This window comes from Bradyrhizobium sp. i1.15.2 (assembly GCF_040548425.1).
Taxonomy (GTDB): domain Bacteria; phylum Pseudomonadota; class Alphaproteobacteria; order Rhizobiales; family Xanthobacteraceae; genus Bradyrhizobium; species Bradyrhizobium canariense.
The window spans coordinates 120,855-141,555 of record NZ_JBEPRQ010000018.1 but is presented as its reverse complement, the minus strand read 5'-3'; the positions used below and the strand labels follow the sequence as shown (position 1 = coordinate 141,555).

The window sequence follows — 20,701 nt, the reverse complement described above, 5'->3', positions numbered from 1 at the left end:
AACCGTTTCGGCCGCACAATGGTCTGGAGGCACTACATAGACGGCCATCCGCGCGTCCGATGCTTCATGCCTGGCAGTATGACTTAATGCCCTTTGAAAGGTAATCCGCTTCGGTCAAAGGCTGCCCTCTCCAGCCAGCATGGCCTTGGTCGGGTCAGTTGCCCGAAGCGGACATGCCCGCGCTCCGGGCTGAGGTCAGCCACGGGCCACAACCAGACCTCAGGGCCGACATTGGCGAGCGATGCCAGGGATCTTTCCGAGCAATCAGTTACCGCGCCGGGATCGCCAAAACCTGATGCCAGCAGATACTGCCCTGTCGTAAGCTGCGAGGGCCGCGTCGGTTGATATCTCGACCATCTCTCGGAACCGTGCGTCGCTCACCTGCGTGAAGCTTTGGCTTATGGCGTCGGTGAGTTCATCATCGCTGACCGATGGCTCCTTGGGGATTGTTCGCCCCGTGAGCTGACAGAGCAAATTTAGCCGGTAGGTGTCTGCCGCAACTTGCGAAGCCCAGTCTTGCAGGTCCACTGCCTTCCGCATCTTTCCAGCTGCCCAGAACGGTCGATCATTCGGTCAGAATATCCTCAAACTTTCCCATATCAACTATAAGGTTCTCATCCGTTTGGCCCAGGCTAAGCAACGACTGCCGCCATGTCGTCAATGCGTCTAACTCTCGGCTCATCTTCTTCCGGAAGCACAAAAGCTCTCGCATCACACGCTGAAAGCCGAATTGAAATGTTCGCTAAGAAAGCATCGTTGCCCAAGCCAAATTCACAGTAGTTGACCTAGACACGCCCTTTTCAAGGTGGTCAGCTTCCATGTCGAAACGCTTTTCCTAGCGATAGTCAGGTCATCTGTCGTTTTAATCGCGGGGTAAGCCTACTGAGTCACGGAGCCTACCCGCTAGCGCGAGGCCAGTCCCTATGGTTTGATCTCTTGGCTTAGATCATAGGGGTCCTTCGTGGCGGGCGAACGCATCGAGCGTCGACTAGCAGCTGTTGTAGCCGCTGACGTGGCGGGCTATTCGCGGCTTATGCACAAGGATGAAGAGGCGACGCATACCAGGCTGGCATCTCTCTTAGCGGAGGGTGTAGCCCCCGCGATCGCGGAGCATCGGGGCCGCTTCGTGAAGAACACCGGTGACGGTTTCCTGGCGGAGTTTCCAAGCGCGGTTGAGGCGGTTCGAGCTGCTTTGCAGTTCCAGACTCGAACCAAGGAACTTACAGCCGGTGAGATTGAAGAAAGACGTATAGCTTTCCGTGTGGGCGTCAATATTGGCGACGTAATCATCGAGGCCCATGACATCTTTGGAGACGGCGTCAATATCGCGGCTCGACTTGAGAGCATCGCGGAACCCGGTGGCATTTGCATCTCGTCTTTTGCCTACGATCAGGTTCGTGGCAAGGTCCCGGTTGAGTTCGTCGATCTAGGCGAGCAGAACCTTAAGAACATCGACCGGCCTGTTCGTACCTACGCAGCAAAATTGAAGGATGGAGCGGTTTCTGTGCCCGACCCATGGGCCAAGAAGCCGCTGGCGCTGCCCGACAAGCCTTCTATAGCTGTCCTGCCGTTCGAGAACATGTTGGGCGGTCCCGGCCAGGAATACTTCACGGATGGTATGGTCGAGGACATCATCACCGCGCTCTCTCGGTTCAGATCGCTGTTTGTGATCGCCCGCAACTCGACCTTCATTTACAAAGACAGAGTCGTCGACATCAAACAGGTCGGACGTGAATTGGGCGTGCGTTACGTACTTGAAGGGAGCGTTCGAAAGGCAGCTGGCAGGATTCGCATTACAGGACAACTTATAGACGCCGTCACTGGTTCTCACTTATGGGCGGACAAATTCGACCATCACGTTGCCGATGATGTTGAGAATATTTTCGATCTACAAGACGGCCTTGTCGCTCGGGTAGTAGGCGCCATTGCGCCTCGGATAGAGCAAGCCGAAATAGAACGAGCGAAGCAGAAATCCACCATCAGCCTTGATGCTTACGATCTCTACCTGCGTGGACTCTCGAGCTGGAATCGCTGGACCAAGGATGATAATGACCAAGCAAAGAAGCTTTTCTACGCGGCGATCGATCATGATCCTGAATTTACAACGCCTTACGGGCTAGCAATTTCTTGCTACATTATGGATCGATCAAGCCATTGGTCCAACCATCAAGATAAAAGAGAAATTGCGCGGCTAATTCATCGAGCGCGAGACATTGGGATGGATGATCCAATTGCGCTTTGTTGGGCGGCGCATGCGATGGCGATGTTCTTCGGTGAGAATGACGAGGCCATCTCCCTGGTTACGCGGGCCACCGAGTTGGATACCAATCTTTCTGTAGCATGGGCCCGCGCTGGATGGATCAACGCGTACGCAGGCGATGCTGACCGGGCGATCGACAGTGTGCATCGTGCTATAAGGCTCAATCCCTTAGATCCGCGTATCTTTCTTGCTTATTCCGCTATGGCATTCGCTCACTTTATTGGACGAAGAGAAGCAGAGGCAATTGAATGGGCTATCAAGGCGTTGCGGCTGAAGCCCGACTGGCCTCCGGCGCTTCGAGTGATCGCGGCCAGCAATTCGGTACTTGGATTTTACAGCGAGGCACAACGAGCCATTGCGAAGCTGTGTGCATTGATTTCCGATGAACGGATCTCCACAGGTTTAGTCAACTATCTCAAGAGACAGCAAGATAAGGAACATTACTCCAACGCGCTGCGTAAGGCCGGCCTCCAAGCGTGAGACGGAGCGAAATCCTAGCCGTGGGTGACGATGCACGACCGGAAGAGCCAGTTCCTGATAAAGAACCCGATCAACCGTTACTTGATCAACTCTCCAATGTTGTCGGGTGAAGAAAGACGCGGGCGGCACGGTGACGCTCTACATCCAAAAAGACAGCCCCGGTGCGTACAAGGAAGCAAACTGGCTCCCGGCTCTAGACGAGGGATGGCTCCAGCAAAGTCCAATCGACTTGGTTGTCGTTGTCAGGGGGGGCTGATAGCTCCTGCATTCCCGCTTAGTGGCGCGTGGCGACGGAGGCGAACAGACAAAGCGCCCCGTTCACGACGCCGAACGCGGCGCGACGGAGGATGTATCAAGCGTAATGGAGGCACACCGCGGGCGCTTCGCTCAACTTCTTCCACCAGATCTCGAAGATCTTGCAACTCTGAGAGCTGAGAAGCGAGTTCGCTAAGTCGTTCGTAAAGGATTGCGCGAGATCCTCGCATAAATGTCCTCCCCACCACAAAAATCACTATCAGGACAGCATCAGAGCAAATGAGAAGACTAAATCAGCGACCGCGCTCGGCTTCATTAAAGCATGTGAATCCCGTCTGCGAACCCGAGTAGTTCCGGAAATTCGGAACCCCACTGTCTCCACTCAGGTAGGGGGCTGCCGTCTGCTCAAAATGAATTTCTTGACTGCTTCAATCGTGCGAGCAAGCTGTCGCGGCCGGCGCGACCTACGCGGCGGAGTGACTAGCACAACGAAGAGCAGGTTCAGCAGCAGCCAGCAGCCGACCGCGATGAAAATGTACTTCATAACTCCTCAGAGGTACCCTCGGCGCGCCTGCGCCCGACTTCGCGATCGCATCCGACGTGAGGGATGTCGACTGGAGTAGGCTACGGCAGGTCGCCGATGGCGCCGACCCGCCATCAGCTCTTGGCAATCAATGGCGTTCAGCGCGGATCTCTCCTGACACCTTCTAGCTCACCCCACGGAAGTCCCTCGCCATTGCACGATGAGTTCACCGCTACGCTAATGACGGGCGTAATGTGCTTAATCAATCCAAGCTCGCGAAGAAATTTGGACCAAAAGTAATCGAGTACTGTCCAGAATACGGGCTGTTGGACGTACACCGTGCCGCGAAAGACAACGAACGAACGATCTGTACCTGCAGCAAGATGCCGAATGAGATCCCGGTTCGAGCCATCGGGAATAAGTGTCGCGATCTGCAGATGGCACGAGGCTCTGCTCGCCCGGATAATCGGCGTGTAATTCACGACCTCGTCGGTCACGACGACGTCGAAGTGGTTGCGTTCAAAGAATTTGATAAGGTCGTCCTTTAAATAGTTTTGAGTTTCGGGCTGGCTTGCGATCTTCCATCCAATCGTCAACAAAAGCACGGCAGCAATAGACCACCTAAATGCGCTGGAATAGTTCACGCCTCACCCCAAGAACACTGAAGCCGACTATTAGGCCGAGTATGATTGTGTTGCCGACCGTGTCTCCCCATGATCCATGGACGGTGGCGTAATGCCATTGGCTCAAACCCATCAAACTAATCCGCGCGACGTTCACTGCTATTACTGAAACGCAGGCCAAAAGGCACCACAACACGTCGTAAGCGGATTTCTTGGAGCCCGCTAATTGGCTCACGGTAACCCAACACAGTACTGCAAGAGACACGTTCGCAAGCGAAGAACAAGCTGGCCAGATTACAAGAACTCCGGATCCGTCAGCAAATTCCACGATGTCCCCGGTCCGATGCGTCCCCAGTATCCAACCAACGAGGGACGCGTCGATTTGCAATATTAGGTTGGCAAAAAACTGAAATAGCAACCGGCTCCAAAGCATGGGCACGGTGATAGCCAGTAATATGAAAGCGCCCCGTCGAGATGAGACGACATCGGCGGAGATAATGATGTAGAGACTAAGAGCGGTTACTGCGAGCCAGCTCAGGGCTCCGATCGGAAGAACGACGAGAAAGAGAAAACCTGCCCCCAGGGCCAGCTCTGACGGACGCACCCCAAACGTTCGGTCTCGATGAACAAGAGATACCCCGGCGGCACACGAGATCCACACAATTATGCTAATCCCGAAGGTATTGAAAAGTGCCTCCGCCCATCCAAGCCGGTTAACTGATTGGATGATGCGTGATGCGAGGCCACTTACACAACCGAGAGCGAATAGTCCCGCAAAGAATTCTCCGCGTGACAACTGCCTCGATATTCGCAATGTACCACGTGCAATCCACTCCTTTGAACATGCGACCACAATCCAGTGCCTCGCCTCGTTTCAGCCGCCGAGTGTTTCCCAGACCACGATAGAGCCTTGCTTGAGAACCGAAATCCCTTGAACTCTGGCGTAGACGAAAGCGGACACAACGATTTCGTCCGGCTAGTATCAGCGGAGATTGCGATTAGCTAACTGCAACGCCTCGCCTGCGCGGCGTGCTCATTATAACAGGCTAGCAATCGCTCTCTTCGGGATTGGCGTGCACCCCCTTGCGACCGCTTGAAGTACCCACCGAAATGTCAGGTAAGACAGGCTGCCCCGGGGCAGGCGAGCTACCAATGTCAGCCAACCTTACGACGGCGTTTAACCAACCAGTAGACACCGTAGCCAATGGCGAGAATCGGAAGGCCGGTGCCAGCAATCGGACCGGGGGCTCCCTTCACTTGGCCGGGCGCGTTTTCGCAATTTCCATTGCCGTTGCAGGCTAGGGCGGGCGGCGCAGAAATTATTAGAGTGAAGGCCAGAGCTAATGCAGACAAAACTCCCGAGGCGATCTTCATTGTTCTGCTCCACATTTTTAAACGGGTCAGATCTTGTTTTGCGCATTTATTGCGAGTTAATTTGCATTTATTTATAATTAATGCCTACCACAACGTCAATAGCTGGAAAACCCCCGAGTGGCAGTCATGCTGACCTTTAAGCGGCTCCTGCAGGATATCGCCTTTAACAAGATGTCGATTGGAATCGCGCATGCGCATCGTTTCCCCCTGCTGCATGAGAAGCATGCGCTCCGCGAACTGCTCGTCTATCTCGACGCCGATTGCGTTTTTGACGTTGGCGCAAACGAGGGGCAATATGCCGAGTTGCTGAGGTCTATCGGTTATGATGGCCAGATTGTTTCGTTCGAACCTATCCCGCAACTTGCGAAGGCGCTGCGCGAAAAAGCTGTCTACGATGCGAGTTGGTATGTTGAGAGCGTTGCATTGGATTCAACGCGACGGCATGTCGAGTTTAATGTAGCATCGTCGCATTCCCTATCGTCTCTGCATACGCCGCTGTCGGGTGGCGTGTTTGAGCGGGATATAGCCGCGTCAGAAAGAATCGGCATCGACACAGACACGCTCGATGATTACTTTCGCAAATATCAAAAAGCGCTTGGGTTCAAGCGTGCCTTTCTGAAAATGGATACTCAAGGGCATGACCTCTCCGTTGCCGCGGGAGCCGGCGAGATGCTCTCAGAATTCTATGGCCTCCAATCCGAAGTGGCAATCGCTCCGTTGTACCAAGACCAACCGAGCCTGAGAGAAGCCGTAACATTTTACGAAGAACGGGGCTTTGCCGTAAATGCAGTCCTTCCCACGCACTACGCCTTTCCCACGCTGATCGAGGTCGATTTCCTATTCATAAACAGGCGTCGCATCCACACTGGCCCAACAACGAGCTATCGACGGCAGCGCCGTAAATCCGCTGAGGTATGGGCAGGCGCGAACGAAACTGACAAGGTCGGATAGGGGCCCAGTCGTTTTGGCAGCCTTCAGCGGTGGTCCTTCCGCACGGTAGATCTAAACCATTCAACTGCAGGCCGCACCAGCTGCCATCCTCGCAACCCAAGAACCTTCTTGCAGGCGAGAAACCACCAACGACGCGATCTTTGAACGCTCGGATCGATACTCACGGCAAGTTTAGACAGGCGTGCTGAGCTCGCCATCGCGCCTTCATTGAAGGCAGCGCTTGCGCAGCCGATCGCTTCAAGTGCCAACATGTGGTTCATCCGGATACGAAGATCAGCAGCGTTGGTCAACCTCGCGGCGCTACTATCCAGGAAATGTTCTATCGCTGCCTTGCGTTGGAGCAGGTCTTGCTCCCGCGAAGGCTCACTTGACATATTGGCCGAGTGCGCTCGATACACGGCTTGGTCAGCGGCAATGACCCCGACATCGCCGTGTGCGGCCAGCCGTAACCACATTTCCATATCAGAGGCGTACGGTAAATCAGCTAAATACCCGCCCAATCTTTTCTGCAGGCTTGTGCGAACCACAACGGTTGGTGACAGCACAATGTTTTTTGCGCCACTAAGTGCAATGAAATCAAGTCCGGACAAAACGCGGGTTGTCGATCCAACGCCTGTTCGACGCCGCGAACGCTCCCCGCGTTGATCAAGAACGACCGCACCGCCGAAGGTGAAAGCGACGGACGGATGATCGTCCATCAGCTCGACTGATCTCGAAAGGGCACCGGGCAAGAGGTAATCGTCCGCAGACAGCAGAAGCATGTAGTCGCCTCTCGCCCAGGCGATGCCTTCATTGGCGGTAGCAATCAGCCCTTGTTTCGAGGTGTGCCTGCAATAACTGACGCGGGGATCGGAGCAGACTAACCCTTCCGCAACTTCCGCTGTATTGTCCGGCGACGCATCATCGATAATAAGCACGCGCAGTTCGGGGCCGGATTGCGTCAAAACGCTCTCGACGCACTCTCGCAGGAAGCGCCCATAACGGAAGCAGGGAACAACCACGTCTACCGAACTCATTTTCGCAAACAGACCGTCACAAGAGGGCTGAGCCCGCCTGTCTGAGAATAAAACAAATCCGATTAAAAAGGGTTCCTGGCCGGTTGCTGCAACAGGCAGCCCGTCAACTCCCTTCAAGGCAGCTGCTACAGCAAGCCTTTCCATTCTCCTGAACTGGCGGACACGGAACGGTACCAAAGGAACAGAACGCGCAGCGGTTGCCGAGGAGCGGCTTAACGCGCTGGCCGCCCCGACATTCCCGCGGAAGACGCCTTACGCGACTACACCGCAAGCTGGTTAGTTGACGAACCGGTGTATTTGCTCGACGCGCAACGAACAAAAGCCCGGCGCACGTCAGCCCAGTGGACCAGCCCACTCCCTTCTAGGTCAGCAAGAGGCCATGCGGCGCGAATATGAAATCCTGAGGCCTGAGTGCTTCCTCGCTATGGAGAATCACGTCATTGCCTGCACTGAACGTGATCGTGCTCTCGTGTGTGGTCGGATCAAATGCCGAGATCTTGAGTTCGCTGAAGTTCTCGATACCAAGCGCAGCGACATCGATGTGGTCGGTTCCTAAATTCGAAAGACCCTGACCGAGATCCTCGACCTTGTCGTGGCCGTTATTGACGCTGAACACGAAGGTGTCGTTGCCTCCTTTCGCGAGCTCAAGCATCACCTGAGCGTCGCCCCACATGTCATCGTTGCCGGTGCCGCTGATCAGCTGGTCGTTCCCTCCACGCGCGTTGTCAGACATCGTCTGCGCATCCCCGACAAGCATGGTATCGTATGTTCCGGCAGGAGCCGGGCTTGGAACATTGCCTCCGGTCAGACTGTCGTTGCCGCCCTGAGCGTCGCCGGACATGGTCAGCGCATCGCCGTAAGCTCTGCTCAAGCCGGATGCGATGTCGCCGCTTTGCAATGCGCTGCCGCCGATATAGGTGTCATTGCCGCCGACGGCATGATCGCCCATGTTGCCTCCGGCGTCGCCGTAGAACGTACTTCCCTCCCCGCCGGTCTTGTTGAAGGTGTCGTTGCCGCCCTGAGCGTGGCCGGACATGTTGCCGCCAGCATCGCCATAGAAGATGTTTGGGAAGAAAGTGCCGCTAAGCTGATTGTAGGTGTCATCGCCACCCTTAGCAAAATCAGACATGTCGCCGCCAGCGTCACCGTAGACAAAATTGTCGGTTTCAATTCCGTGCATCGTGTAAATGTCGTTACCACCAGCAGCGTGGCCCGACATATCGCCACCGGCATCGCCGTAGAAATAATTGTTGGTTTCAGAGGAGCCGTTTTTTGTGAAGCTGTCGTTGCCGCCGTGAGCATAGTCAGACATGTTGCCACCAGCGTCGCCATAGAACCGCAAGGTCCTCTCTGGCCCGTTACTGGCCGTCAAGGTGTCGTTCCCCCCTTCCGCGAAACCGGACAGGTTTCCGCCAGCATCGCCGTAAACAGTGTCTGTAAAGTGCCCATCTCCGAGAGAGAGTGTGATGCCGTCGTTACCGGCTTTGGCGTGACCTGACAGATTGCCACCGGCGTCAGCAAAGACATTGACTATCGGGCCAAAGAGCAGCCCACCAGACGGAAGTCCGGTGACTTGAACGTTCAGCGTGTCATCCCCAGCATTGGCATGATCGGAGATGCTGCCGCCAGCATCACCGTACATGTTGACCGTAACTGCGGGCTGAGAAAACGAGGGGTAAGTGACTTGGGCGGATAGCGTGTCATTGCCGCCCTTGGCATGATCGGAAATATTTCCGACCGCGTCGCCAAACATGTTGAATGTGAGGGGAGTTGGTGGCGGAGCGTTGAAGACAAGTTGCGCAGTGAGAGTATCGTCACCACCGATGGAGTGATCCAGCAGGCTTCTTCCGGCATCACCATAGAGGAGCGGTGTGTCGGTGGTGCCGGTCAAAATGTCCTTTGTACCGATCTCATGGTCCGTCAAATCACCCGGATTAATAGGAACGCGCCTGATCATGACTGCCTCCTCAACGATGCAACAACCTAGAGGCGACGCAGATTATCAGAATACGTCTGGCGCGTTGAGGCAGATAATACGGCAGTAGTACTTTCTTAAGTTGCGCGTTCAGGTCTGCATTGCGTCACAAGCTGACGGTCGGCAGGCAGCGCGACAGGGTCAGCCAAGGGCCCAATAGGCGACGTCACGCCCAAACTTGACTGACACAACGCCGCGGCTACCGAAGCGGGCGGGACCGGCTGAACAAGAAACGGCTGGGAGTGAACTTTCGGGCTACTGCGAGCGCGCTGCTCTCGCACGTTTCAAGCGCGATCTTCTGGGCCAGCATGACGTCTCCAAGCACGTACACTTCCATTGGATTCAGCGGATATGAGGAGCCAACAATTAAGCCGGCAGTGTCCCACAGCGCATCAATGTGCGTAATGTCATGGACTGTCAGATTGGGAAGGCAACTAGAGATTTTCTCAAGAATGCCTTTTACACGCTCCCGAAACACGATGAACGAGGTCTTTAGGCGAGTAGCCTTCTCGACGTCCTTCGGGTCGACATTTTTGAAGACGCGGCTCCAAATTTCACACTCTCTAAAATCGCTTGTCATCGAATCATTGACCTACCGTCTGCAGTCCAATCTGCCGAACCCAACCTAAACGGGCAAGCCGCTGCCCAAGCAGGTGACCTACAACCTTCGAACATGCGAACCCGCTCGGCGCTTCGCGAGCTATGCATCACGGGCTCACGATTCCAAATTAGCTCTACGCTCTCACGTCACAGCCTCTTCTTCTATCCATGCAGAAACGAATCGCTGGGATTCCAAAGTGGGCATTGATCCACTGCCCATATTCGTATCAATTTCTCAGGAATGACGTACGTTTGTTCGGCATAGGTAAGGCGTTCGCTTTTGAGGACCTCTTCAGCGGCCAACATTGGCGAGGACAAGGACAGCGGCCGAAGACAGCTGCAGGCCATGAGCGTTTTGCGAAGCGCGCCGGCATCGACCTCGTCGGCACCTATCATGATGAGGCTGTGAAGGTCTCCGACCCGATAGACACCCGGCTTGGGTTTGCCGAGATGCTGGAGGCTTTGGAGGCCAGCGCGGGACCTTATGGTTCAAGAGGTAGGTTCGCGCCGCTCAAGGCGCGCGGCTTTGATCTGATCGCTGCTGATTTCCCTCGCCGAAGAGACGCGCGTTGGCTGGACCGTCTGGCTCACCAGCTCAGCAACGTTTACCCCGCCGTGTACCCCACGCCGGCAGGCCTCACTGACCCGAGCTAGGTTTCCTAAGTAAGTCCTTGAAAATGCTGGCAGGAGTGGCAGGGCTCGAACCTGCGACCCCCGGTTTTGGAGACCGGTGCTCTACCAATTGAGCTACACTCCTACGGACCCTGCGTTGCCGCCCGGATCAGGCCGCTTTGAAGCACAGGGGGCGGCCGGATTGCAAGGGTGAAGCGCGCTGGCCTCGCTTGTTTGTGCCGCGCCTTCTGGGCCACAGTCCGCTCCGAACAATAATAAGCAACTGGGAGTGCCCATGACTGCCCAAGCCTTTGCGACTGCCCAAGCGTCCGCGACAGCCGCCCACCGCCCCTCGACCTCGCCGAAGACCCCGCCTCTGCCGGAATCCCGCCCTGAGACGCTGGGGCTGTCGCGCACCCGCCTCCAGGCCATGTCGGACGCCTTCAAGCGCGAGATCGACAAGGGAACCGTGCCGGGCGTCACCGTGCTGGTGGCGCGGCACGGCCAGGTCGGCTGGTTCGAGGCGCTCGGCAGGCAGAGCCCGACGGGCTCGGCGCCGATGGCGCATGATTCGATCTTCCGCATCTTCTCGATGACCAAGCCGATCGTGTCGGTCGGCATCATGACGCTGGTCGAGGACGGCCACCTGATTCTTGCCGACCCCGTCGCGAAATTCATTCCGGAGTTCGCCGATCAAAAGGTCGGCGTGGTCAGCGGCGGCAAGCTGGAACTGGTTCCGCCGAAACGCCCGATGACGGTGCAGGATCTTCTCCGCCACACCTCTGGCCTGACCTACGAGCACCAGGGCGACGGCCCCGTGCACAAGATCTACCAGGAGTCGCGGGTGCGCAGCCGCAAGATCACCAATGCCGAGCATGCCACCCTGGTGGCGAGCTTCCCGCTGGTCTGCCATCCCGGCGACGAGTTCAACTACAGCCGCTCCACCGACATCCTCGGTCGCATCATCGAAATCGTCAGCGGCAAGTCGCTCGGCACCTACCTCTCCGAGCGCATTCTCGCGCCCTTGCAGATGGCCGAGACCGGTTTTGCGACAGCGGAGGCCAATGTCGGCCGGCTCGCCGAGCCGTTCGCGGCCGATCCCTGGACCGGCGACAAGGTCGCGCTGTTCAACATGCTCGAGCAGCCAATCATGGAGTCCGGCGGCGGCGGCCTCGTCTCCACCACCATGGACTATGCCCGTTTCGCGCTGATGCTGCGCAATGGTGGCACGCTCGACGGCAACAGGATCATCGGCCGCAAGACGCTGGAGCTGATGGCCTCCGATCATCTCGGGCCTCACGTCGTGACCAACGGCACTCTGCTGTCGCCCGGCCACGGCTTCGGCCTCGGCTTCGCGGTGCGCCGCGAAGCCGGCATCGCGCCCTTCCCCGGCAGCGTCGGCCAGTTTTTCTGGAGCGGAATTGCGGGGACGTTCTTCTGGATCGATCCGAAGGAGGATCTGTTCGTCGTGTTCATGAGCCAAGGCCCGGGACAGCGCGATTTTACGCGGACGCTGGTGCGGTATCTGGTGTACGCGGCGGTGGATTGAGGGCTTCGCCTGATCGCAGCGTCGCACCTCCACACTCTCTGTCATGCCCCGCGAAGGCGGGGCATCCGGTACTCCGTGTCGGATGTGGTGAGAGCGAGCTCTCCAACGCAGGCCGCGGAGTACTGGATCGCCCGCCTTCGCGGGCGATGACAGCTACTGGGGCCTCAACTGATCGTCGCGCCGCCGTCGATCACCATGGTCTGGCCGGTCATGAAGTCGCCGGCCTTCGAGCCCAGGAACACCGCAGCGCCCGCGATCTCGTCGGGGATGCCGATGCGCAGCAGCGGCGAACGCGCGGTCGAGGCTTTCAGATTCTCCGGATTGTCCCACAACGCTTTCGCGAAATCGGTCTTGATCAGACCGGGCGCGATGCAGTTCACGCGGATGTTGTGCGGGCCGTATTCGCAGGCCAAATTGCGCGCGAGCTGCATGTCGGCGGCTTTCGAGATCGCGTAGGCGCCGAGGATGGTCGAGCCTTTCAGGCCGCCGATCGAGGAGACGATGATGATCGAGCCGTCCTTGCGCTCGATCATCTGCGGCACCACCATCGAGATCAGCCAGTTGTTGGCGACGATGTTGTTGTCCAGAATCTTCCTGAACTGATCGTCGGAGATGCCGGCGAGCGGTCCGTAATACGGGTTCGACGCGGCGTTGCAGACCAGCACGTCGATCTTGCCGAAGGCGCGGTTGCTCTCGTCGATGAGGTTTTGCAGGTTTTCCTTCGACGAGATGTTGGCGGCAATCGCGACCGCCGTGCCCTTGCCGAACTTGTCGTTGATGCCCTTCGCGACCTGGTCGCAGACGTCGGCCTTGCGCGAGGAGATCACCACCTTGGCGCCGTGCTCGGCCATGCGCTCGGCGATCGCAAGCCCGATGCCGCGCGTCGAGCCGGTGATGACGGCGACTTTCCCCTTCATGTCGAACAAGGTCATGTTTCTCTCCCAGATTGATCTTCGTGTTCATTGTCATTCCGGGCGGCGAGGCCGAACCCGGAATGACTGCTCAGTCAGGCGAGCTTCTTGACTTCCGGTCCCGCGGGTTGATGCATCGCCGCGTGCGCATCGTCCGCAATCCACGGCTGCTGGTTCACCATCGGCAGCCGCCAGACATTGCGCTCGGGGCTTACGAAATAGTCGAGCCGCGTCACCGAGCAATTGTCGATATCGAACGCGAGCCCCCGCTCCGGCTGATTGTCGAGCGCCAGCCCCAGCGCCGCCTTGATGGTGCCGCCATGTGCGACGGCGATCACGTCCTGCCCGGCTGCCTCGAGATTGATCCGATCGATGACGCGGCGGGCCCGGTTGTAGAGATCCATGAAGCTCTCACCGCCGGGCGCGGGCTCGTTGATGTCGGCAAACCAGCTCGATCCAACGGGACGGCTGGCGATGAACTCGGCGCGATTCATGCCCTGCCATCGCCCGAGATTTTGTTCGGCGAGGTCCGCTTCCCATGTCATCGCCGCAGGCCTCGGGAAGCCGGCCGCCCAGATGGCTTCGGCGGTCTGATGCGTGCGCATCAGATTGCTCGAATACCAGACCGCCTTGCGTGGCAGCACCTTGGCAACAGCATTGAAGACGTAGGTATCGCTGGTGTCGCAGGCGAGATCAGACTGACCGTAGATGTTGCCGCCGTCATTGCGCACGGGCGCGTGACGGACCCACCACCAGCGTGTCGTCACCACTTTGGGCTTGTCTGCACCTGCCATCGAAACCCTTCCATCCCGTTTGATGTCGCTGTACGTCAGTAGCGAACGTGTCTCAAGACACTTTACCGTTTGAAATCTTGTTTGAAATTCCGTCGCGCGGCAAGCGTCGCGTGCGAACCAAAGGGAGAAACCGCATGGGCCGTCTGCAAGGCAAATCCGTCATCATCACCGGTGCCGGCAGCGGCATCGGCCGCGCGGCCGCGCTGCTGTTCACCAGAGAAGGCGCCAAGCTGATCGCGGTCGATCGCACCGAGGCGGTGAAGGAGACCGTCGACGAGGTGAAGAAGGCCGGCGGTGTCGCGGAAGCGATGATCGCGGATGCAGGTTCCGAACAGGACGTCATGGCCGTGATCGACAAGGCGGTGAAGACGCACGGCCGGCTCGACGTGATCTGGGCCAATGCCGGCGTCTCCGGCGGACTCGTCCCGCTCGGCGAGCAGACCGTCGAGCAATGGCAGGAGGTCTTGCGCATCAATCTGATCGGGCCGTTTCTCGCGGTGAAGCATGCGATGCCGCACATGGTGAAGCAGCAGTCCGGCGCGATCGTGCTGACCGCGTCCGTGGCGGGCCTCAAGGCTGGCGCCAGCGGTCATCCCTATGCCGCGAGCAAGGCCGGCGTCATCTCCCTGGTGCAGACCACGGCGTATTCGCTCACCGGCACCGGTGTGCGCATCAACGCGGTGTGCCCCGGTCTGATCGAGACCGGCATGACCAAGCCGATCTTCGACCGCGCCAAGGAGCGCGGCACCGCCGACAAGATCGGCCAGCTCAATCCGCTCAAGCGCCCCGGCCAGCCGCACGAGCTCGCCGCGATGGGATTGTTTCTGGCCAGCGACGAGGCGTCGTATGTCAATGGCCAGGCCTTCCCGGTGGACGGCGGACTGACGGCGTCGATGCCCTATACGGGAAAGCCGGTTTAGTTCACGCGCTCTCGCGTCGCGGACGCGCCGCAACGTTCTTGGCGTTGCGCAGCGTCCGCGGCACGAGACAGGAGTTTTGTCGCGCAACTGCTTCAGCACCGTCATTGCGAGCGCAGCGGCGCAGCGAAGCAATCCAGAGTCTTTCCGCGGCCGCCCAGCGTTGACCGACAATTAGGGAGTTTTGCCCGACGGGCAATACAACGTCTCGTAGCCCGGATGAGCGAAGCGACATCCGGGATTCCGACTACGAGCTGTCCCGGGTATCGCTTCGCTCACCCGGGCTACGGGACCGACATGTTGATTTGCTCACAGGAGCACGACGTTGGTATGGTTCGTGCAAGCATCTCAGCTTCCATCCCCCTGACAAGAACGTGAAAATGCCGAGCTCAAGACCCGACCGTATTCGCAAGCTGCTCGCCGACCTCGTCGGCTTCGACACGATCAGCGATCGCTCCAACCTGCCCCTGATCGCGCATATTGAAAGCTATCTCGCCGCGCATGGCGTCAAGGGTGAGCGCATCGTCGACGAGACCGGACAGAAAGCCTCGCTATGGGTCACCATTGGACCCGAGGACCGCCCCGGCCTGGTGCTGTCGGGCCATACCGACGTGGTGCCCGTGGTCGGCCAGGACTGGAGCCACGATCCGTTCAAGCTGGTCGAGCGTGACGGCAGGCTCTATGGCCGCGGCACCACCGACATGAAGGGATTCGTCGCGGTGTGCCTTGCCATGGTGCCCGAGATGCTGGAGGCAAAGCTTGCGACGCCGATTCATCTCGCCATTTCCTATGACGAGGAGATCGGCTGCGTCGGCGTGCGGCCGATGCTGCGCGAGGTCGCAAAAAAACGGATCAAACCGCTCGGCGCCTTCATCGGCGAGCCGACCGAGATGAAGGTCATCATCGGCCACAAGGGCAAGCACGGCGTGCGCGCGACCTTCAAGGGCCTCGCCCGCCACTCCTCGATCGCGCCTGAGGGCGTGAATGCGATCGAATATGCGGCCGAGCTGATCGTCGAAATCCGCCGCCGCGCGCTGCAACTCGCAAGCACGAAAGCAACGAACAGCCTCTACGACGTTCCGCACTCGACGCTGCTCACCAGCATCGTCCATGGCGGCGCCGCGCTGAACATCGTGCCGGATAGCTGCACGGTGGATTTCGAATGCCGCGGCATCGGCATCGCCGAGTCGCGGGAGGTCACGGATGCGATCGTCGCCTGGGCCAAGGCGGAGATTGAGCCGGCGATGAAAAAGCAGAATCCGGAGTGCGGCATCGATTTCGAGGAGATCCTCGACTACCCCGCGCTCGACACGGCGGCCGATGCGACCATCGTCACGCTGGCCAAGAGCCTTGCGGGGCGCAACGACCACGCCAAGGTCGCATTCGGCACGGAGGCAAGCCTGTTCGCCAGCATGGCCGATATCCCGTCCGTCGTGATCGGCCCCGGTTCGATCGCACAGGCTCATACACCGGACGAGTTCGTGGAAATCGCGGAGCTGGAGAAATGCGCAGGCTTCGTGGAGAAGCTGATCGCGCATTGCGCGAAGGGGTAAAGCTTCTCCTCGTCATTGCGAGCGAAGCGAAGCAATCCAGAATGGTTCCGCGGGGGCAGTCTGGATTTGCTTCGTTGCAAGAGCTCCTCGCAATGACGGGAGTATGTGGGGCAGCGCGTATCCCACGTGAGCGGTGCGCCTCATCGCTCCTGCAACGCCAGCCGCACGCCAATCGCGCAGTAGATGGTCCCGACCACCTTGCCCTGCCACTTAACCACGGCTGGATGGCGGCGTAGCAAATTGCCGAGGCGGCCGGCGCCGACGGCGAACACCACCGTGCTGACGAGGCCAAGCAACACGAACACAGCGCCGAGCAGCGCGAGCTGCAGCGTCGTCGAACCATGTTCGGGACGAACGAACTGTGGCAGGAACGCAAGGAAGAACAACGCGGTCTTCGGATTGAGCACCTCGGTCAGCACGGCCTGCCGGAATGCCCGCGCCGCGCTAATCGCGGGCGCGCCGCCATTCACCTCGAGCGGCGTCTTGTCGAGCATGGCGCGAATGCCGAGGTAGATCAGAAAGCCTGCGCCCGCGTATTTGACGACGCTGAACAGCAGCGCTGACGTTGCGATGATCGCAGAGAGGCCGACGATTGCCATGGTGGTGTGGACCACGTCACCGGCCGCAATTCCCGCGCCCGTCGCGATGCCGACCCTGGTGCCCGAGCTCGCGGCACGCGCCATGGTGAGGAGTGTCGCCGGTCCGGGAATGAAGACGAAGCCGAGGACGATGAGGATGTAGGTGATGAGGGTGGCGTGATCAATCATGCGGCCAGCTCTCTCGTCATTCTGTCCCGTGTCCCGGACACGAGAGGAACGCAAGCAAAGGCGCGGCCATCAGCCGCGCCCCTTCGGATTCCTTAAACTGCGCCCGCCTTCTGCGCGTATTCCCATGACGACTTCGACAGCGGCACGGTGCGCTTGGCTGACTCCAGCGCCTTGGCGTTCGCGGCGGTGCCGTCGCGGACCCGGCCGGCGATTCCTTGCGTGATGCCGGCGAGGCGGAACAGGTTGTAAGCAAAATACCAGTTGAGATCAGGCACCGTCATCTTGGTGACGTTGCAATAGATCTGCGCGGCCTCATCCACGCTCGGAATGTTGAGCGCCTTGAGGTCGGCGCCGTCCAGGCCGGGCATGACCCACTGCATCAGCAGATAGGTGAAGTCGGCCATGGGATCGCCGAGGGTCGACAATTCCCAATCGAGCACGGCCTGCACGCGCGGTTCCGTCGCATGGAAAATCATGTTGTCGAGGCGATAGTCGCCGTGGACGATCGAGACGCGGGCCTGCTCCGGCACGGTCTTCGGCAACCATTCGGCGACCTTCTCGAACTCCGGGATGGTCTGGGTCTCGGACGCGCGATACTGCTTCGTCCAACGATCGATCTGGCGCGCGAAATAATTGCCGGGCTTGCCGAAGTCGCCAAGACCGATTGCGACGGGATCGAACATATGGAGCTTGGCCAGCGTCTCGATCTTGCTGGCGAAGATTTTTCGACGATCTTCCGGCGTCTGGCTCGGCAGTGTCGGATCCCAGAACACCCGGCCGTCTTCCATCGACATGATGTAGAAGGCCGAGCCGATGATGCTGTCGTCCTGGCACAGCGCATAGGCCTTCGCGACCGGAAAGCCCTGCTTTCCCAGCGCCGCGATCACCCGATATTCGCGATCGACCGCATGCGCCGACGGCAACAATTTGCCGAACGGTTTTCTGCGCATCACATAGGAGCGGTTCGGCGTGTCCAGCCGATAGGTCGGGTTGGACTGGCCACCCCTAAACTGGAGGACGACCAGCGGTCCCTCATAGCCTTCGACGTTGTCGCGCATCCAGGCTTCGAGCCGCATCTCGTCGATACGATGACGCTCCTCGACGGGCTTGGTACCCGAGAATTCTTCGTCTTTCCTGACGCCGTCAGCCACGATGACGCTCCCTCTTCAGTCCGGACATGATCCTAATCGGTAACCCCCAGCGCACTTGCGTCAAGCGGTCATCCGATCACGGATCATGCCCTGTCGTTTCTTCAAATCGGGAGCGCCAGCATGCTCTCCCGCTTAATGACTGGAAGAGTTTGCATACTTCCGAACCTCGAGCCTGGCAATGGCGCGATTGTGCACCTCGTCCGGGCCGTCGGCGAGACGGAGCGTGCGGATGTGGGCGTAGTCCTTGGCAAGGCCGGCTTCGTCCGAGACGCCTGCACCGCCAAAGGCCTGGATCGCCTCGTCGATGATCTTCAGCGCCATGTTGGGGGCTGCGACCTTGATCATGGCGATCTCGGCCTGCGCGGTCTTGTTGCCGACCTTGTCCATCATGTCGGCGGCCTTGAGGCACAACAGCCGCGTCATCTCGATATTGGTGCGGGCCTCGCCGATGCGCTGCTCCCACACCGAATGCTCGACGATCCGCTTGCCGAAAGCGGTGCGCGAGGTGAGCCGCTTCACCATCTTCTCCAGCGCCTCCTCGGCCTTGCCGATGGTGCGCATGCAGTGATGGATGCGGCCGGGACCGAGGCGGCCCTGTGCGATCTCGAAGCCGCGGCCCTCGCCGAGCAGGATGTTCTCCTTCGGCACCCGCACGTTCTCGAGCAGCACCTGGGCGTGGCCATGCGGCGCGTCGTCGAAGCCGAACACGGGCAGCATCTTCTCGACCTTGATGCCGGGGGTGTCGAGCGGAACCAGAATTTGCGACTGCTGCTGGTGCTTGGCCGCCTTGAAATCGGTCTTGCCCATCAGGATCGCGATCTTGCAGCGGGGATCGCCGACGCCGGACGACCACCATTTGCGGCCGTTGATGACGTAATGGTCGCCGTCCTTTACGATGCTGGTCTCGATGTTGGTGGCGTCAGACGAGGCCACCGCCGGCTCCGTCATCAGAAAGGCGGAGCGGATTTCGCCGTCCATCAGCGGACGCAGCCATTTGCGCTTCTGCTCCTTGGAGCCGTAGCGCATGAACACTTCCATGTTGCCGGTGTCGGGCGCGGAACAGTTGAAGACTTCCGAAGCCCAGGAGATGTGGCCCATCTGCTCCGAGAGCAGCGCGTATTCAAGATTGGTCAGTCCCGCGCCGCGGAATTCGTCGTCCTCATGCTCGTTCGGCGGCATGAACATGTTCCAGAGGCCTTCGGCCTTCGCCTTCTTCTTGAGATCCTCGAGAACCGGGATCACCTTCCAGCGTTCGCCCGTGCGATCCTGCTCATCATAGACCGGCACCGCCGGGCGCACGTGCTTGGTCATGAAAGACCGCACGCGGTCGAGCCATTCCTTCTGCTTCGGCGACAGATCGAAATCCATGGGACGCTCCTCGTCTTTGCCAACTTGTTTTGGCGAACTTGTTTTGCGCCGGACTGTCCACCCGCATTGTGCGACCCGCAAGTGCGAATGCGCGGCTTGCGGATGCTCCGGAACCCACTCGCGCATTTGCGAACGAGTCCCGATTGCGGATTGACTTTGCCGACCTTCAAACGATAGTTTCATACAACTGTTTGAATTGCAACTCCCTCCCCGAGGGGCTCCCATGGCCAGCGATCATACCCGGACTGCCATCCTCGCCGCCGCCGAACGGCTCTATGCCGACCGCGGGTTCGGCGACGTGACGCTGCGCGACATCGTCGCGGAGGCCAACGTCAACCTCGCGGCGGTGAATTATCATTTCGGCTCGAAGGACGAGTTGATCGCGGAGCTGTTCGTGACACGCTCGATCGCCACCAACCGCGAGCGCCTGCGCGAATTGAAGGCGGCGGAAGAACAAGGCGGCGGCCGCGCGCCGATCGAGGTGATCCTGCATGCCCTGGTCGGCCCGACGCTGCGCGGCTGCCTTGGCCCCGAGAACCAGCGCTCGACCGCGGCGCGCTTCATGATCCGCGCCTCGATCGAATCCGTGCCGCCGATCCGCCGCATCAAGAATCGCGAGATCGACCATTTGCGCAAGTTCGCCGGCGCGATGCGAAGGTCCCTACCCGACCGCAGCGACATCGATATCTACTGGGGTCTGAATTTCGCGCTCGCCATGGCGCACCACACTATACGCGAGAGCGAGCGGCTGACGAAACTGTCGGAAGGCAAATGCGATCTCGACGATGTCGAGGACGTGGTCGCGCGCGTCGTCAGCGTGGCGACGATGGCGCTGACGGCGGGACGGACGGAGGCGAAGGCACCGTCACGGCTGGCTGCGCGTTAGCGCAACTCGTTGCCGCACTAACGGTGCGCTCCCTCGCCCCGTTCTTACGGGGAGAGGGTTGGGTGAGGGGCCTCTCTCCGCGCATGAGATCGTCGAGGGACCTGCACCCCCTCACCCGGATCGCTGACGCGATCCG

General features: G+C 59.2%; 17 protein-coding genes, 1 tRNA gene and 1 pseudogene. 8 read left to right on the top strand and 11 right to left on the bottom strand.

The genetic code is table 11. The features are described 5' to 3' along the window. The first annotated feature begins 961 nt into the window (after window positions 1–961). Window positions 962–2,740, top strand: a complete 1,779-nt coding sequence (locus tag ABIB80_RS27220; RefSeq protein WP_311985909.1) for an adenylate/guanylate cyclase domain-containing protein — start codon at window positions 962–964, stop codon at window positions 2,738–2,740. Between the two features lie 24 nt (window positions 2,741–2,764). Then, window positions 2,765–2,939, top strand: a pseudogene (locus tag ABIB80_RS27215) (DUF1214 domain-containing protein); the annotation flags it as partial. A gap of 737 nt (window positions 2,940–3,676) precedes the next feature. Here ABIB80_RS27215 and ABIB80_RS27210 read toward each other — a convergent pair. Together ABIB80_RS27210 and ABIB80_RS27205 are read right to left on the bottom strand one after the other, a co-directional pair. Then, on the bottom strand, window positions 3,677–4,162 hold the full coding sequence (locus tag ABIB80_RS27210; RefSeq protein ID WP_219683744.1) for a hypothetical protein: 486 nt from the start codon (window positions 4,160–4,162) through the stop codon (window positions 3,677–3,679). A gap of 1,134 nt (window positions 4,163–5,296) precedes the next feature. Then, complete coding sequence (locus ABIB80_RS27205; RefSeq protein WP_219683745.1) at window positions 5,297–5,515, bottom strand: hypothetical protein; 219 nt, start codon at window positions 5,513–5,515, stop codon at window positions 5,297–5,299. 126 nt (window positions 5,516–5,641) lie between these two features. Between ABIB80_RS27205 and ABIB80_RS27200 the strand changes: the two genes are divergently transcribed. Further along, window positions 5,642–6,466, top strand: a complete 825-nt coding sequence (locus tag ABIB80_RS27200) for an FkbM family methyltransferase (protein ID WP_219683747.1) — start codon at window positions 5,642–5,644, stop codon at window positions 6,464–6,466. Between the two features lie 23 nt (window positions 6,467–6,489). On the opposite strand, the gene ABIB80_RS27195 is transcribed toward ABIB80_RS27200, so the two are convergent. The 3 genes from ABIB80_RS27195 to ABIB80_RS27185 form a co-directional block, all read right to left on the bottom strand. After that, the gene (locus tag ABIB80_RS27195; protein ID WP_354128767.1) at window positions 6,490–7,626 is read right to left on the bottom strand and encodes a glycosyltransferase; all 1,137 of its coding nucleotides are present in this window, start codon (window positions 7,624–7,626) and stop codon (window positions 6,490–6,492) included. A 217-nt stretch (window positions 7,627–7,843) separates the two neighbouring features. Next, window positions 7,844–9,439, bottom strand: coding sequence for an autotransporter outer membrane beta-barrel domain-containing protein (locus ABIB80_RS27190; protein ID WP_354128766.1), 1,596 nt, complete (start codon window positions 9,437–9,439; stop codon window positions 7,844–7,846). 217 nt (window positions 9,440–9,656) lie between these two features. Continuing rightward, complete coding sequence (locus ABIB80_RS27185) at window positions 9,657–10,037, bottom strand: HD domain-containing protein (protein WP_354128765.1); 381 nt, start codon at window positions 10,035–10,037, stop codon at window positions 9,657–9,659. A gap of 188 nt (window positions 10,038–10,225) precedes the next feature. Here ABIB80_RS27185 and ABIB80_RS27180 point away from each other — a divergent pair, with 188 nt between their 5' ends. Then, window positions 10,226–10,711, top strand: coding sequence for a hypothetical protein (locus ABIB80_RS27180; protein ID WP_219683749.1), 486 nt, complete (start codon window positions 10,226–10,228; stop codon window positions 10,709–10,711). Between the two features lie 27 nt (window positions 10,712–10,738). Here the strand turns inward: ABIB80_RS27180 and ABIB80_RS27175 are convergent. Beyond that, a tRNA-Trp gene (locus tag ABIB80_RS27175) sits at window positions 10,739–10,814 on the bottom strand. A 150-nt stretch (window positions 10,815–10,964) separates the two neighbouring features. Between ABIB80_RS27175 and ABIB80_RS27170 the strand changes: the two genes are divergently transcribed. Continuing rightward, window positions 10,965–12,218 (top strand): serine hydrolase domain-containing protein, encoded by a 1,254-nt coding sequence (locus ABIB80_RS27170; protein WP_219683751.1) that lies wholly within the window; start codon window positions 10,965–10,967, stop codon window positions 12,216–12,218. Window positions 12,219–12,382: 164 nt separating this feature from the next. Here the strand turns inward: ABIB80_RS27170 and ABIB80_RS27165 are convergent, their stop codons facing one another. Continuing rightward, complete coding sequence (locus tag ABIB80_RS27165; RefSeq protein ID WP_219683752.1) at window positions 12,383–13,150, bottom strand: SDR family NAD(P)-dependent oxidoreductase; 768 nt, start codon at window positions 13,148–13,150, stop codon at window positions 12,383–12,385. Window positions 13,151–13,224: 74 nt separating this feature from the next. Further along, the gene (locus ABIB80_RS27160; protein WP_219683753.1) at window positions 13,225–13,923 is read right to left on the bottom strand and encodes a histidine phosphatase family protein; all 699 of its coding nucleotides are present in this window, start codon (window positions 13,921–13,923) and stop codon (window positions 13,225–13,227) included. Between the two features lie 134 nt (window positions 13,924–14,057). Between ABIB80_RS27160 and ABIB80_RS27155 the strand changes: the two genes are divergently transcribed. Beyond that, a complete protein-coding gene (locus ABIB80_RS27155; protein ID WP_219683755.1) occupies window positions 14,058–14,843 on the top strand; it encodes an SDR family NAD(P)-dependent oxidoreductase in 786 nt (261 codons plus the stop codon). Window positions 14,844–15,220: 377 nt separating this feature from the next. Beyond that, window positions 15,221–16,393 carry an acetylornithine deacetylase gene (argE, locus tag ABIB80_RS27150; protein ID WP_354128764.1) on the top strand — a complete coding sequence of 391 codons (1,173 nt, stop codon included), beginning with the start codon at window positions 15,221–15,223 and terminating at the stop codon, window positions 16,391–16,393. Window positions 16,394–16,533: 140 nt separating this feature from the next. On the opposite strand, the gene ABIB80_RS27145 is transcribed toward argE, so the two are convergent. The 3 genes from ABIB80_RS27145 to ABIB80_RS27135 form a co-directional block, all read right to left on the bottom strand. Continuing rightward, window positions 16,534–17,160, bottom strand: coding sequence for a LysE family translocator (locus tag ABIB80_RS27145; protein ID WP_219683760.1), 627 nt, complete (start codon window positions 17,158–17,160; stop codon window positions 16,534–16,536). A gap of 92 nt (window positions 17,161–17,252) precedes the next feature. Beyond that, on the bottom strand, window positions 17,253–18,311 hold the full coding sequence (locus ABIB80_RS27140) for a phosphotransferase family protein (protein ID WP_007602931.1): 1,059 nt from the start codon (window positions 18,309–18,311) through the stop codon (window positions 17,253–17,255). Between the two features lie 132 nt (window positions 18,312–18,443). Further along, window positions 18,444–19,679: an acyl-CoA dehydrogenase family protein gene (locus tag ABIB80_RS27135; protein ID WP_219683761.1), complete on the bottom strand. Its 1,236-nt coding sequence runs from the start codon at window positions 19,677–19,679 to the stop codon at window positions 18,444–18,446. A 223-nt stretch (window positions 19,680–19,902) separates the two neighbouring features. Between ABIB80_RS27135 and ABIB80_RS27130 the strand changes: the two genes are divergently transcribed. Next, window positions 19,903–20,565: a TetR/AcrR family transcriptional regulator gene (locus ABIB80_RS27130; RefSeq protein WP_219683762.1), complete on the top strand. Its 663-nt coding sequence runs from the start codon at window positions 19,903–19,905 to the stop codon at window positions 20,563–20,565. Window positions 20,566–20,701 lie beyond the last annotated feature (136 nt).

Bases quoted from the DNA above. Each gene is read 5' to 3' on its own strand.
- ABIB80_RS27205 (WP_219683745.1), bottom strand. From the start codon at position 5,515: ATGAAGATCGCCTCGGGAGTTTTGTCTGCATTAGCTCTGGCCTTCACT.
- ABIB80_RS27200 (WP_219683747.1), top strand. From the start codon at position 5,642: ATGCTGACCTTTAAGCGGCTCCTGCAGGATATCGCCTTTAACAAGATG.
- ABIB80_RS27195 (WP_354128767.1), bottom strand. From the start codon at position 7,626: ATGGAAAGGCTTGCTGTAGCAGCTGCCTTGAAGGGAGTTGACGGGCTG.
- ABIB80_RS27190 (WP_354128766.1), bottom strand. From the start codon at position 9,439: ATGATCAGGCGCGTTCCTATTAATCCGGGTGATTTGACGGACCATGAG.
- ABIB80_RS27185 (WP_354128765.1), bottom strand. From the start codon at position 10,037: ATGACAAGCGATTTTAGAGAGTGTGAAATTTGGAGCCGCGTCTTCAAA.
- ABIB80_RS27180 (WP_219683749.1), top strand. From the start codon at position 10,226: ATGCAGAAACGAATCGCTGGGATTCCAAAGTGGGCATTGATCCACTGC.
- ABIB80_RS27170 (WP_219683751.1), top strand. From the start codon at position 10,965: ATGACTGCCCAAGCCTTTGCGACTGCCCAAGCGTCCGCGACAGCCGCC.
- ABIB80_RS27165 (WP_219683752.1), bottom strand. From the start codon at position 13,150: ATGACCTTGTTCGACATGAAGGGGAAAGTCGCCGTCATCACCGGCTCG.
- ABIB80_RS27160 (WP_219683753.1), bottom strand. From the start codon at position 13,923: ATGGCAGGTGCAGACAAGCCCAAAGTGGTGACGACACGCTGGTGGTGG.
- ABIB80_RS27155 (WP_219683755.1), top strand. From the start codon at position 14,058: ATGGGCCGTCTGCAAGGCAAATCCGTCATCATCACCGGTGCCGGCAGC.
- argE (WP_354128764.1), top strand. From the start codon at position 15,221: ATGCCGAGCTCAAGACCCGACCGTATTCGCAAGCTGCTCGCCGACCTC.
- ABIB80_RS27145 (WP_219683760.1), bottom strand. From the start codon at position 17,160: ATGATTGATCACGCCACCCTCATCACCTACATCCTCATCGTCCTCGGC.
- ABIB80_RS27135 (WP_219683761.1), bottom strand. From the start codon at position 19,679: ATGGATTTCGATCTGTCGCCGAAGCAGAAGGAATGGCTCGACCGCGTG.
- ABIB80_RS27130 (WP_219683762.1), top strand. From the start codon at position 19,903: ATGGCCAGCGATCATACCCGGACTGCCATCCTCGCCGCCGCCGAACGG.